We start from the raw sequence: 12,681 nt of genomic DNA, 5'->3' as shown, positions 1-12,681 counted from the left end.
CACTCAAGATCCCGCCGAGATGATGAAAAATGGATGATCTTGGGGTTTTGGTGAGTTGCTTTGACATCCCTTTGGCCGGACAATTGATTCGTCTGATGGTCATGCGCCTGAGAGAGCGCACACCGCAGGGCGAGGACTTCGCGCGGGCGTTCCGAGGAAATTACGGCTAGAAGCGGTTCGAACCGCCAGCGCCGCGCCAGCGCGAGGGAAAACGAGAAACGATTCGGCCGCAAGGCGCGAATCCTGTACGGGGCTGGCTTCCATGATGCCGAACGAAACCGTCATTGCTGCGCGCGCGCCGACCACGCCGCGCACGCCTGCCGCATGGCGCGCATATGCGCATTTGCGCCGCACGCAGCGCGCTTTCACCGATGCGCGCGCGACCACCTGCGCACGACAGCGACGAGTTTATTCAGGCGTCCCGCTGAATCTGCGCAATTCCCACGAGCGGCCGTTGTCGGCGTTTCCGGCGCATTTTTAGGCGTTTCGATTCGCGTTTTTTCATTCGATTCCTGTAAAGAACATCGCCATTGCGCCGTAAACGAATGCGTAAAACGCGTCGTTCGGGTGCGCACAGCCCGATAAACCGTTATTCGATCCCGCCGACCATGCCCTTGCCGATTGTTATTGCCGACGATTCCTTGCTTGCACGCAAGGTATTGACGCGCGCGCTGCCCGAGGACTGGGACGTCGAGATTTCCTACGCGACCAACGGCCGGGAAGCGCTCGAGCTTTATCGCGCAGGCCGCGCGGCGGTCATGTTCCTCGATCTCACGATGCCCGACATGACGGGCTATCAGGTGCTCGACGCCCTCCAGCACGAGGACCTGAACACGTTCGTGATCGTCGTTTCGGCCGACGTGCAGCCGATGGCGCAGGAGCGCGTGCGCGCGCTCGGCGCAATCGCCTTCCTGCCGAAGCCCGTGTCGCCCGAGGCCTTGCGCCCCGTCCTGAAGGAGTTCGGTCTTTATGTCTGAACCAGCCATGAACGAAGATCAGCGCGACGCGCTGCAGGAAGTCGCCAACATGGCGATGGGGCAGGCCGCGACGCGCCTGTCGAAGCTGCTCGGCACGTTCATCGAATTGTCGGTGCCGCGCGTGCGGGTGGTCAGCGTCGCGGAGGCGTCCAGTGCGCTCGCCGCGATGACCGGCATCACCGATACCGTGACCGCCGTGCGTCAGGGCTTTCGCTCCGACATCAAGGGCGAGGCGATCGTGCTGTGCCGCAGCGGCAGCGTCGAGCAACTTTGCGCGCTCGTCGACGACCCGTACACCAAATCGACCTACGAAGCGACGTCGCAGGCCGAGCTGATTTTCGACGTCGCGAACGTGCTGATGGGCGCGTGCGTCGGATGCATCTTCGACCGGCTCGGGCGCACGCCGATCTTCTCGCCGCCGGGCATGCTCGGCACGGCGCTCGCGCTCGACGACGTGTTCCATCCCGCCTCGCTCGCGTGGAAGACGGCGCTTCTGCTGGAAGTGAACTTCGCGCTCGAAGACCACAGTTTCCGCGCGCATCTCGTGATGCTGATGGCGGAAGATTCGATCCTGCGCATGAACGAGGCGCTCGACGCGCTCCTCTCCAGCTTATGAACGACTTGCGGCACGTGCTCTCCGAACTGGTCGTCGAACGCGTCGGGTTCGGGATTTTCGTGCTCGACCGCGACCTGAACGTCGTGATGTGGAACCGTTTCATGCAGGACCACAGCGGCAAGACGGCAGAGCAGGTGATCGGCCGCTCGATCTTCATGAGCTTTCCCGAACTGCCGCGCGTGTGGCTCACGCGCAAGGTCGAAAGCGTGTTCCAGCTCGGCAGCTTCGCGTTCAGTTCGTGGGAGCAGCGCCCGTATCTCTTCAAATTCGATCACGACCGGCCGATCACGGGCGGCGTCGATTACATGCAGCAGGACTGCACGTTCATGCCGCTCGTGCGTGAGCGCGAAGTGGTCGCCGTGTGCGTCACGATTTCGGACGTCACGCACGCGAGCATGATGCAGCGCGCCCGCGACGAAGCCGTCGCGAAACTGCAGGAATACGCGGACCGCGACGGCCTGACGGGCATCGCCAACCGCCGCTATTTCGAACTGCGCCTCGCCGACGAATTCGCGCGCTGGCAGCGCTACGGCGGCGCGCTTTCGCTGGTGCTCTTCGATCTGGACCACTTCAAGCGCATCAACGACGAATTCGGCCACCTGGTCGGCGACACGGTGTTGCGCGTGACGGCCGGGCGCGTCGCGGAGACCACCCGCGTGCAGGACCTGTTCGGCCGCTTCGGCGGCGAGGAATTCGCGCTTCTGTTGCCATGCACCGGCTTTCCGGACGCGATGGCCGTCGCCGAGAAGGTGCGGCGGGCGATCTGCGAGACGCCGATCGACGTGCAGGGCGCCCGCGTGCCGGTCACGGCGAGCTTCGGCGGCGCGCAGGCGAAGAAAGACGTCACGTCGTCCTACGAGGCGCTCATCAACGAAGCCGACGCCGCGCTCTACAGCGCGAAACGCCAGGGGCGCAACCGCTCGATCGGCTTCAACTGACGCCGCCCGGTCCGCCTTGCCCCGCGGCCGTCAGCGCGGCGGATGCCAAAGATTGCTATACTTTTTGCCGCTTCCGGCCGTACAGAGCCGGCGAGCGCCGGTTTGACCGTGCGGTGCGCCACCCACGCGCGCCGCTTGCGGCCCGCCCGACAGCCGGCGCCAATCCCTAACATTGCCCTTGGGGGCGCCACAGCGGAGTCCGTCTTGGCCGTTTCCAACCTGATCGTCGACGATGCCGAACCCGATGCCGCGAAGGTGACGTCGGGCAGCTCGTTTTACCTCGCGATGCGCATCCTGCCGGCCGCGCAGCGGGACGCGATGTACCAGATCTACGCGTTCTGCCGCGCGGTCGACGATATCGCCGACGAAGGCACCTTGCCGCGCCGCGAGCGCGCGGTGGCGCTCGACCGCTGGCGCGCCGACATCGACGCCTGCTACGCCGGCACGCCGAAAAAATCGCTCGAAGCGCTCACGCGCCATATCCACGCGTTCCACCTTTCGCGCGACGACTTTCACGCCGTGATCGACGGCATGGCGATGGACGCCGCCGGCGATATCGTCGCGCCCGACGAAGCCACGCTCGACACCTACTGCGATCGCGTCGCGAGCGCGGTCGGACGGCTATCGGTGAGGATATTCGGGATGCACGAGGACGCCGGCCGCCGTCTCGCGCACCATCTCGGCCGCGCGCTGCAACTGACCAACATCCTGCGCGACATCGACGAAGACGCCGCCATCGGCCGCGTGTACCTGCCGCGCGAACTGCTGTCGCGCGAAGGCATTTCCACGACCGATCCCGCCTCGATCGTCGCCGACGCGCGTTTGCCGCGCGTGTGCGCCGTCCTCGCCGAACGCGCGAAGGGCCACTTCGCGCAGTCGGACGCGATCATGGCGGCCTCGCCGCGCGCGCAGGTTCGCGCGCCGCGCATCATGGCGGGCGCGTACCGGTGCGTGCTCGACGCCAATCTCAGACGCGGCTTCGACCAGCCTCGCACGAAAGTCCGTACGCCGCGTTCGCGCCTGCTGTGGATTGTCGCGCGCAACGTGTTCTGATGTCCCGGCTCGTTCATGTGATCGGCGCGGGCCTTTCCGGCCTCGCCGCGGCGGTCCAATTGCAGCGTCGCGGCGCGCGGGTCGTGCTGCATGAAGCGGCGCCGCACGCGGGCGGGCGCTGCCGCTCGTATTTCGACGGGAAGCTCAACGCGACCGTCGACATCGGCAACCATCTCGTGTTGTCGGGCAATCATGCGATGCTCGGTTTTGCGCGCGCGATCGGCGCCGCCGACGATCTCCTCGGCCCGACGCGCCCCGACTACCCGTTCGTCGACTTGAAAAACGACGCGCGCTGGACCGTGCGGCTGTCGTCGGGCCGGCTGCCGAAGTGGGTGTTCGATCCCGCGTCGCGCGTGCCCGGCACCCAACCCGCCGATTATCTGTCGCTCGCGTCGCTGCTCTGGGCGAAGCCCGGCCGCACGATCGCGCAGTCGCTGCGCGCGCACGGCCGCGTCTGGGACGCGCTGCTGCGGCCGCTGCTGCTCTCCGCGCTCAACACCGATCCGGCCGAAGCCAGCGCGCTCGTCGCGGGCAACCTGCTGCGCGAGACGCTGGTCGCGGGCGGGCAGGCGTGCCGCCCGCTCGTGGCGGGCAGCGGCCTCGGCCATGCGTTCGTCGATCCGGCGCTGCGCCATCTGCAATACGGCGGCGCCGACATCCGGCTCGGCGCGCGCCTGTCCGGCATCGGCTTTAACGGCGCGGATTCGAAACAGCGCGTGAGTGCGCTCGATTTCGCCGACGGCCCGATCGCGGTGGCGCCGAGCGACGGCGTCGTGCTCGCGGTGCCGCCCGACGTCGCGCGAATGCTGGTGCCGGGGCTCACCGCGCCGACCGAATACCGGGCGATCGTCACGGCGCACTTCGCCGTCGATCCGCCGTTCGGTTTCGCGCCCGCGACCTGCCTGCTGAACGGCACGGCCAACTGGCTTTTCGCATTCGACGGTCGTCTTTCGGTGACGGTCTGCGACGCGGGCCGCTTCCTCGACACGCCGCACGACGAACTGGCGCGCACGCTGTGGGCCGAGACGGCGAAAGCCGCCGGCATGGCCGCCGCGCCGATGCCGCCCTGGCAGATCGCCGCCGAGCCGCGCGCGACGCTGGCCGCGCTTCCCGCGCAAGAGGGGCTGCGCCCGGCTACGCGCACGCGCTGGCCGAATCTGATGCTCGCGGGCGACTGGACGGCCACGGGCCTCCCCGCGACGATCGAAGGCGCGATCCGCTCCGGCCAGAAGGCCGCGGACGCGCTGATGAACCCATCGATGGATAGATGATGAACGATACTTCCCTGCCGGGCCCTGACCGGCCCCGGCCGGTTTCCCCCGCCGCGCTCGAAGCGGCGGTCGCGAAAGCCACCGACGCGCTGCTCGCCGCGCAACACGCCGACGGCTACTGGCTGTACGAACTCGAAGCCGACGCCACGATTCCCGCCGAATACGTGCTGCTCGTGCATTACCTCGGCGAGACGGCCAACGTCGAACTCGAGGCGAAGATCGCGCGCTATCTCCGACGTATCCAGCGCGAAGACGGCGGCTGGCCGCTGTTCGCCGACGGCGCGATGGACGTCAGCGCGAGCGTCAAGGCGTATTTCGCGCTGAAGATGATCGGCGATTCGCCCGAGGCGCCGCACATGCAGCGCGCCCGCCGCGCGATTCTGGCTGCGGGCGGCGCCGAGCAGTCGAACGTGTTCACGCGCATTTTGCTGGCGCTGTTCGGCGTGGTGCCGTGGCGCGCGGTGCCGATGATGCCCGTCGAAATCATGCTGCTGCCGATGTGGTTCCCGTTCCACCTGTCGAAGGTGTCGTACTGGGCGCGCACGGTGATCGTGCCGCTGCTCGTGCTGAACGCGCGGCGGCCGGCGGCGCGCAATCCGCGCGGCGTGCGCATCGACGAGCTTTTCGACGACGCGCCCGTCAACGTCGGCCTGCTCGCCCGCGCGCCGCATCAGAAGAAGGGCTGGTTCGCGTTCTTTCGCTGTGTCGATACGTTGCTGCGCGCCGTCGACGGCCTGCTTCCGCACGACAGTCGCGAACGCGCGATCCAGGCGGCGGTAACTTTCGTCGACGAGCGGCTGAACGGCGAGGACGGCCTCGGCGCGATTTTCCCGGCGATGGCGAATTCCGTGATGATGTACGACGCGCTCGGCTATCCGGCAGACCACCCGAATCGCGCAATTGCGCGCCGTTCGCTGGAGAAGCTGCTGGTCGTCGACGCATCGCCCGACGGCGAAGCGTATTGCCAGCCGTGCCTTTCGCCAGTGTGGGACACGTCGCTCGCGGCGCACGCGCTGCTCGAAACCGGCATGCCGAAGGCGCGCGCGGCGGTGTCGCGCGGGCTGGAATGGCTGCGCCCGCTGCAGATTCTCGACGTGCGCGGCGACTGGATCTCGCGTCGTCCGAACGTGCGTCCTGGCGGCTGGGCATTCCAGTTTGCGAATCCGCACTACCCGGACGTCGACGATACGGCGGTCGTCGCGATGGCGATGCAGCGGGCCGACCGCGAGAACGGCACCGCCCTGTACGACGAAGCAATCGCGCGCGGTCGCGAGTGGGTCGTCGGCATGCAGAGCAGCGACGGCGGCTGGGGCGCTTTCGAGCCGGAAAACACGCAGTATTACCTGAACAACATCCCGTTTTCGGACCACGGTGCGCTGCTCGATCCGCCGACGGTCGACGTGTCGGCGCGGTGTCTGTCGATGCTGGCCGAACTCGGCGAGACGCCATCGAACAGCGAGCCGGCAAGGCGCGCGCTCGACTACATCCTGCGCGGGCAGGAGCGCGACGGAAGCTGGTACGGCCGATGGGGCCTGAATTACGTCTACGGGACGTGGTCGGCGCTCTGCGCGCTCAACGCGGCCGGCCTGCCGCCGACCGATTCACGCGTGCGGCGCGCGGCGGAATGGCTGATCGGCATTCAGAACGCGGACGGCGGCTGGGGCGAGGACGGCGAAAGCTATAAGCTCGACTATTGCGGCTACGAGCAGGCGCCGAGCACGGCGTCGCAGACCGCGTGGGCGCTGCTCGGACTGATGGCGGCGGGCGTCGTCGATCATCCGGCGGTCGCGCGCGGCGTCGCGTATCTGCAGGCGACCCAGCGCGAACACGGCCTCTGGGACGAAACGCGCTTCACCGCGACCGGTTTTCCGCGCGTGTTCTATCTGCGCTACCACGGTTATCGCAAGTTCTTCCCGCTGTGGGCGCTCGCGCGCTATCGCAACCTGACGCGCGAAGGCCTCTCGCGCGTGACGGCGGCGATGTGAGCGCGCGCGACGTGCGCCGCTTTCGCGATGCGCGCGGCCCGGGCGGCGTGCCCGTCGTCGCGGTCACTGGCATGGCGTTCGAGGCGAAGATCGTGCGCGGACGCGGCGTCGATGTCGTGTTCGCGGCGCGCGCCGACTGGCTCGAACGCGCGCTTTCCGAAGCGGTGGCGCGCGGCTGCTCGGGCATCGTGAGCTTCGGCACGGCGGGCGGCCTCGCGCCGGACCTGCAGCCGGGCACGCTCGTCGTCGCGGATGCGGTTTCGGGTCCGTTCGGCCGGCTCGTCACCGACATCGACTGGTCCGAGCGCATCGTCGAATCTTTCGCCGGCACGCCGCTCGCGGCCCTGACGCGTCGCGGCACGATCGCCGCCGTCACCGCGCCGGTCACGAGCGAGCAGGCGAAGCGCTCGCTGTACCAGTCGACGGGCGCGCTCGCCGTCGACATGGAATCGCACATCGCGGGCGCGATCGCGACGGCGCGCGGACTGCCCTTCGCCGTGTGCCGCTCGATCGTCGATCCGGCGTGGCGCACCTTGCCGAGCGCGGCGACGGTGGGCTTGCGCGACGACGGCCACACGGCCATCGCGCCGATTCTGCGGGAATTGCTGCGCCAGCCGTCTCAACTCGGCGCGCTGCTGCGGCTCGCCTCCGATGCGCGCGCCGCGCGCACGTCGCTCGTGCAGGCGCGGCATGCGCTCGACGCCGCGCGGGCGCTCGCGTTCGACTGACGTTTCTCGCATCGCCTGGCCGGGAAGTTATGTAGCCGCTCGCCCGAATTTATCCTGTTTGGAATAAAATTTACCTGAATGGTTGATTAAGCCGGTATCGTTTCGGCTCGGCGCTGCACGTCGCGAGACGGTGCGCTGGCCGTTCGGACGAGGCGACACCTGCGCTCGGCCGTGCGAAGCTGCAGTTCACGAAACAAGGTCAGACCGGCGGAGGGTGGGAGAAACATGCGGCAATTGCCATCATTGGTCGGGTTGCGTTTTTTCGAGGAATCGGCACGCCAGTTGAGCTTCAATCGCGCGGCGCGCGCGCTCTACGTCACGCAGGGCGCGGTCAGCCGGCAGATTCGGCAACTGGAGCAATCGCTTGGCGTGAAGTTGTTCGAACGCAATCAACGAGGCGTTCGGTTGACGCCCGCCGGGGTAGTGCTGAACGCATCCGTCGCGGAAGCATTCGATGCCATCGAGCGCGGCACGCGCGCGCTTGCCGGTACGTCGGGCCGGAAGCGCCTCATCATGTGCCTGCCGCCCACTTTCGCGACGCAGTGGCTTTCGCCACGCCTCAACTTGTTGGCCGTGCAATTGCCGGGCGTCGAGCTATCGCTGCGAACGCAGCCGAGCGATGCGTGTCATTGCGCGATCCGGTTCGGGCGCAACCCGCTCACGGAAGGGCATTCCGAACTGCTGATGACAGAGCGCCACGCGCTCGTGGGTTCCGCGTCGCTCGCGGGAGAGCACGTCGACATGCTGCTCGAACGTCTGCCCGCGCTGCATGTTCTTCACGACGATATCCGCCTCGAACTCTGGCCCAATTGGCTCGCTGCGGCGCATTCCCCACAGCGACTCGCGGAGAACGGCATCGAATTCTCCAACCTCGAACAGGCGATCCAGGCGGCGAAACGAGGCGTCGGGCTCGCTGTCGTCGATTTGAACATGATCGTCGATGAACTCGCTGAAGGCGTTCTCGTGAAAATGTCGGATGTCGAGGTGAGCGGACCGTTCGGTTACTGGCTTGACGTGCCGGCGCGGAACATGGATTCGCCGCATGTGAACGCCGTGGCCGCGTGGCTGCTTTCCCAAATCCCTAAAGAATGAAATGAACTGAGGTGGATTGAATGGCGGCGCTGTTGGCGCCCGCCATTTCACCGGCTCAGCCGTGGCTCGCATCCCGCAGCGTCAGGTTCTTCGTCTCCGGCGCCCACGCAATCGACACGATCATCCCGATCAACAGGACTCCGGCCAGCGCCATCATCGTCGCGTGAAAGCCGAATCGTGCGATGCCGACCGGCAGCAGGAACGTGCCGATCGCGGAGCCGAGCCTGCTGCATGCGATAGCCAGTCCGACGCCGCATGCACGCACTTCCGTTGGGAAGCATTCGGGCGGAAACACGCCGACGAGATTGCTGAACGCCGACATCGTAAGCGTGAAGACAGCGAACGCAAGAATCATCGCCAGCGCGGCTGTCGACGGCAACACGCTCAGCGCGACGAGCATCGCGCACGTCACGGCGAAAGAGCCGATCAGAAAGTGCCTGCGCGGCAGCTTGATCGTGAGCCAGATGCCGAGCACCGCGCCAATGACGAGGATCGCGTTGAGCAGCAGGTCGGCGCCGAAGCCTTCGCTCAGTCCGACGACCTTGAGAATGGCCGGCAGGAAGGTATAGATCGCAAAATAGGGAATCACGAGACACACGAAAAACGCGCAGTTGAACACGGTACGGCGGATCAGATCGCGGCCGAACAGGCGCGCATAACCGCGTTTGCTGCTGTGCTCGGGGTGCGGGCTGTCTGCGTCGAGCGTGACGTGGGGGCCGAAGTGCTTGCGAACGATGTCGTTCGCTTCGGCGGCGCGTCCCTTGCCGAGCAGCCAGCGCGGTGACTCCGGCGTGCCGAAGCGCAACAGAAGCACGATCAGCGCGGGCGCCGCCGCCGATGCCAGCAGCCAGCGCCACGCGTCCGGAACGGCGTCGCTGTAGTGCAGGCCGAGCACGTTCGCGGCCACGTAGCCGATCGTCCACACGACGCTGAACGAACCCAGTAGCGCGCCACGATGCTTGCGCGGCGAGAATTCCGCGAGGATCGCGTGACCGACCGTGAAATCGCCGCCCATGCCAATACCGATCAGGACGCGCAGCAAAAACAGTTCGACTGGCGAGGTGGCGAAGAACTGCAAAAACGCTGCCAGCGTGATGATGACGAAGCTCGTCAGAAAGATGCGCTGCCGCCCCAGACGGTCGGAAAGCCAGCCGAATAGCAAGCTGCCGAGGAAGATGCCGATCAGCGCGGAACTGCCGATCGCGCCCATCCAGAACGAATCGAGCGGAATCTGCCGGTTCAGCGAGGCCAGCGCATAGCCGACGGTACCGAGCGCGTAACCTTCGGTGAAATGCGCGCCGAACGTCAATCCCGCGATCTTGAGGTGAAAACGGTTGAGCGGCAGATCGTCGAGCGCGACGGAATCGGTTGGATGATGCGGCTCCGGCAACCGTTGCGGGTCAAACGTGGCGATTGACGGCTGGGCGACCATTCCTGGCGTGGCGACTGGTATGTCTTGTTGGCGCATCGGCGTCTCCTTATATTGCGTTCATGCGACGGACGCCGCGCATTGCTGCGCGGCGCCAGCCGTGGATCACTTAGCGGCCGAGACCGCTGATCATCATGTATTTCAGTTCGACGTATTCATCGAGCCCGTACTTCGATCCTTCGCGGCCGAGGCCCGACTGTTTGACGCCGCCGAACGGCGCGACCTCCGTCGAAATGATTCCTTCGTTGATGCCGACCATGCCGCTTTCAAGCGCTTCCGCGACGCGCCACGCCCGGCCGAGATCGCGCGTGTAAAAATACGCGGATAGGCCGAATGGCGTGTCGTTGGCGCGTTCGACGACTTCCGCTTCGGTCTCGAAGCGAAAGCACGCGGCGACCGGACCGAAGGTTTCCTCCTGCGCGATGAGCATGTCTTCGTTCGCGTCCGTGAGGACGGTCGGTTCGTAGAACGTCCCGCCGAGCGAGTGCGGCCGGCCGCCTGTCAGAACTGTCGCGCCATGCTCGAGCGCGTCGTCTACATGCTTTTGCACTTTCGCAAGCGCCGGTTTGTTGATCAGCGGACCTTGATCAACCTCGCCCTTCAGCGCCTCACCGACGCGCAGTTGATTGACCGCTTCGGCGAGGCGCCGCGTGAACGCGTCGTAGATGCCGTCCTGCACGTAGAAGCGGTTCACGCACACGCACGTCTGCCCCGTATTGCGGAACTTCGATGCCATGGCGCCCTGCACGGCAGCGTCGAGGTCGGCATCATCGAAAACGATGAACGGTGCGTTACCGCCCAGTTCGAGCGAAAGCTTTTTGAGCGTCTCGGCCGACTGCGCGGCGAGCAGCTTGCCGACTCGCGTGGAGCCGGTGAACGAGAGCTTGCGGACCACCGGCGAAGCCGTGAGCGTGGCACCGATCGCGATGGGATCGCCGGAGACGACGTTGAAAACGCCCGGCGGAATGCCCGCCTCCTCAGCGAGCACGGCGAGCGCGAGCGCTGAGAGCGGCGTTTCCTCCGATGGCTTCAGCACCATCGTGCAGCCCGCGGCGAGCGCCGGACCCGCCTTGCGCGTAATCATCGCCAGCGGGAAATTCCACGGCGTGATTGCCGCGACGACGCCCACGGGCTCCCGCGTGACGATGATCTTCGAATCAGGCTTCGGGCTGGGAATGACGTCGCCGTAGCTGCGTTTGGCCTCTTCCGCGAACCATTCGAAGAAACTGGCCGCGTAGGCCACTTCGCCCCTGGCTTCGGCAAGTGGCTTGCCCTGCTCGCGCGTCAGCAGTTCGGCGAGCGCATCGCGGCGAGCGAGCATCAACTCGCCCCAGCGCTTCACGCGCGCGCCACGCTCTTTCGCCGTCAACGCGCGCCATGCGGGAAAGGCTTTCTGCGCCGCGTCGATGGCTTGCCGCGTCTCTTGTGCGCCTGCCTTCGCGACGTCCGCGATGATTTCGCCCGTCGCCGGATTGCGCACCGGATACGTTTCCTTGCTTTCGATCCAGGCGCCGTCGATGTAATGACCCTTGCGAACCAGCGTCATGCCGCCTGCTCCAGTGCGTGAGCGAACATGCCCTGTGCCGGGCGCGAATCACGCGCGATGCGGCGTCCCGCCGTGTAGTCGTTGATCAGGTCGCATGGCGTGTAATTGCGCTCCAGTTCAAAGATTTCGTCGGCGTCGAGTTCGGTGCCGAGCGCTGCGAGCGCGCTGTCGAACTGCGCCGGCGAATCCGCGCCGACCAGCACGCTCGCCACGCCTGCCTTGCGCAGCACCCAAGCCTGTGCGATCTGCGCCGGGCTCACGCCGCGCCGCGCTGCGACGCGGGCCACCGACGCCGCGATCGCCCGTGAAGCGGCGTCGCCATACATCTGCGCGGTGAAGAAGTCGGTTTGATTGCGCGTGGACGAGGCTTCGCACGTGAGCAGGCCGCGCGCGAGCGGACTGAATACCGAAACGCCCAGCCCCTGGTCCGCGCAATACGGCATCATTTCGCGCTCTTCCTCGCGGTAGGCGAGGTTCAGTTGCAATTGCATGTTGATCGGTTTGTGCCAGCCGTTGCGCTCGCACACCTGCATGATCTTCGCCAGTTGCCACGTGGACATCGTCGACACGCCGATGTATCGAGCCTTGCCCGCACGCACGATGTCGTCGAGCGCGGCCATCGTTTCCTCGACCGGCGTGTTCACGTCGAAGTAATGCAGCATGTAGATATCGACGTAGTCCATGCCGAGGCGTTTGAGCGACCCGTCGATGCCGTCCATGATGTGCTTGCGCGAGTGCCCGCCCGCGTTCTGATACGCGCCCATGTCATAGCCGACCTTCGTCGTCACGACGATTTCCTCGCGCCGCGCGAGCCGCCCGAGAATCCGCCCGACGACTTCCTCGCCCACGCCCGTGGAGTAGAAATCGGCGAGGTCGATGAAGTTGACGCCCGCTTCCAGCGCGTGACGCACGATCGGTTCGCTTTGCCGTTCGTCGAATATCCAGGGCTTCCACTGCGGCGTGCCCATGTTCATCGTGCCGAGGCACAAGCGCGACACCTTCAGGCCCGAATGGCCCAGGCGAACAAATTCCATTTGCTGTCTCCG

At 66.2% G+C, this 12,681-nt stretch carries 11 protein-coding genes; 8 read left to right on the top strand and 3 right to left on the bottom strand.

Translation table 11 applies throughout. From position 1 onward, the window contains the following. The first annotated feature begins 608 nt into the window (after window positions 1-608). From AWB66_RS00295 to AWB66_RS00260, 8 genes are all read left to right on the top strand, one after another. Window positions 609-977 (top strand): response regulator, encoded by a 369-nt coding sequence (locus AWB66_RS00295; RefSeq protein WP_087628267.1) that lies wholly within the window; start codon window positions 609-611, stop codon window positions 975-977. Further along, window positions 970-1,593: a chemotaxis protein CheC gene (locus AWB66_RS00290; protein ID WP_087628266.1), complete on the top strand. Its 624-nt coding sequence runs from the start codon at window positions 970-972 to the stop codon at window positions 1,591-1,593. The genes AWB66_RS00295 and AWB66_RS00290 overlap by 8 nt, the downstream gene beginning before the upstream one ends. Beyond that, a complete protein-coding gene (locus AWB66_RS00285; RefSeq protein WP_087628265.1) occupies window positions 1,590-2,531 on the top strand; it encodes a sensor domain-containing diguanylate cyclase in 942 nt (313 codons plus the stop codon). Before AWB66_RS00290 ends, AWB66_RS00285 begins: the two co-directional genes overlap by 4 nt. 204 nt (window positions 2,532-2,735) lie before the next feature. Beyond that, window positions 2,736-3,584, top strand: a complete 849-nt coding sequence (gene hpnD / locus AWB66_RS00280) for a presqualene diphosphate synthase HpnD (RefSeq protein WP_087628264.1) — start codon at window positions 2,736-2,738, stop codon at window positions 3,582-3,584. Continuing rightward, on the top strand, window positions 3,584-4,855 hold the full coding sequence (hpnE, locus tag AWB66_RS00275; RefSeq protein ID WP_087628263.1) for a hydroxysqualene dehydroxylase HpnE: 1,272 nt from the start codon (window positions 3,584-3,586) through the stop codon (window positions 4,853-4,855). Before hpnD ends, hpnE begins: the two co-directional genes overlap by 1 nt. After that, window positions 4,855-6,840, top strand: coding sequence for a squalene--hopene cyclase (shc, locus tag AWB66_RS00270; RefSeq protein WP_087628753.1), 1,986 nt, complete (start codon window positions 4,855-4,857; stop codon window positions 6,838-6,840). Before hpnE ends, shc begins: the two co-directional genes overlap by 1 nt. A gap of 71 nt (window positions 6,841-6,911) precedes the next feature. After that, window positions 6,912-7,568 (top strand): phosphorylase, encoded by a 657-nt coding sequence (locus AWB66_RS00265; RefSeq protein ID WP_087628752.1) that lies wholly within the window; start codon window positions 6,912-6,914, stop codon window positions 7,566-7,568. 225 nt (window positions 7,569-7,793) lie between these two features. Further along, on the top strand, window positions 7,794-8,660 hold the full coding sequence (locus AWB66_RS00260) for a LysR family transcriptional regulator (RefSeq protein WP_087628262.1): 867 nt from the start codon (window positions 7,794-7,796) through the stop codon (window positions 8,658-8,660). Between the two features lie 55 nt (window positions 8,661-8,715). On the opposite strand, the gene AWB66_RS00255 is transcribed toward AWB66_RS00260, so the two are convergent. The 3 genes from AWB66_RS00255 to AWB66_RS00245 all read right to left on the bottom strand — a co-directional run bounded on the left by AWB66_RS00255 (window position 8,716) and on the right by AWB66_RS00245 (window position 12,669). Further along, the gene (locus AWB66_RS00255) at window positions 8,716-10,128 is read right to left on the bottom strand and encodes an MFS transporter (RefSeq protein ID WP_087628261.1); all 1,413 of its coding nucleotides are present in this window, start codon (window positions 10,126-10,128) and stop codon (window positions 8,716-8,718) included. A 70-nt stretch (window positions 10,129-10,198) separates the two neighbouring features. Further along, window positions 10,199-11,635 (bottom strand): NAD-dependent succinate-semialdehyde dehydrogenase, encoded by a 1,437-nt coding sequence (locus tag AWB66_RS00250; RefSeq protein WP_087628260.1) that lies wholly within the window; start codon window positions 11,633-11,635, stop codon window positions 10,199-10,201. Then, window positions 11,632-12,669 carry an aldo/keto reductase gene (locus AWB66_RS00245; RefSeq protein ID WP_087628259.1) on the bottom strand — a complete coding sequence of 346 codons (1,038 nt, stop codon included), beginning with the start codon at window positions 12,667-12,669 and terminating at the stop codon, window positions 11,632-11,634. Before AWB66_RS00245 ends, AWB66_RS00250 begins: the two co-directional genes overlap by 4 nt. Window positions 12,670-12,681: the final 12 nt, after the last annotated feature.

The organism is Caballeronia telluris, from assembly GCF_001544495.1.
Taxonomy (GTDB): Bacteria; Pseudomonadota; Gammaproteobacteria; order Burkholderiales; family Burkholderiaceae; genus Caballeronia; species Caballeronia telluris.
The sequence above is the reverse complement of the archived record's forward strand: the minus strand, read 5'-3'. Positions and strand labels throughout refer to the sequence as shown.

Coding starts and splice junctions, on each gene's coding strand:
- shc (WP_087628753.1), top strand. CDS start 4,855: ATGAACGATACTTCCCTGCCGGGCCCTGACCGGCCCCGGCCGGTTTCC.
- AWB66_RS00255 (WP_087628261.1), bottom strand. CDS start 10,128: ATGCGCCAACAAGACATACCAGTCGCCACGCCAGGAATGGTCGCCCAG.
- AWB66_RS00245 (WP_087628259.1), bottom strand. CDS start 12,669: ATGGAATTTGTTCGCCTGGGCCATTCGGGCCTGAAGGTGTCGCGCTTG.
- AWB66_RS00295 (WP_087628267.1), top strand. CDS start 609: ATGCCCTTGCCGATTGTTATTGCCGACGATTCCTTGCTTGCACGCAAG.
- AWB66_RS00285 (WP_087628265.1), top strand. CDS start 1,590: ATGAACGACTTGCGGCACGTGCTCTCCGAACTGGTCGTCGAACGCGTC.
- AWB66_RS00250 (WP_087628260.1), bottom strand. CDS start 11,635: ATGACGCTGGTTCGCAAGGGTCATTACATCGACGGCGCCTGGATCGAA.
- AWB66_RS00260 (WP_087628262.1), top strand. CDS start 7,794: ATGCGGCAATTGCCATCATTGGTCGGGTTGCGTTTTTTCGAGGAATCG.
- hpnE (WP_087628263.1), top strand. CDS start 3,584: ATGTCCCGGCTCGTTCATGTGATCGGCGCGGGCCTTTCCGGCCTCGCC.
- AWB66_RS00265 (WP_087628752.1), top strand. CDS start 6,912: ATGGCGTTCGAGGCGAAGATCGTGCGCGGACGCGGCGTCGATGTCGTG.
- AWB66_RS00290 (WP_087628266.1), top strand. CDS start 970: ATGTCTGAACCAGCCATGAACGAAGATCAGCGCGACGCGCTGCAGGAA.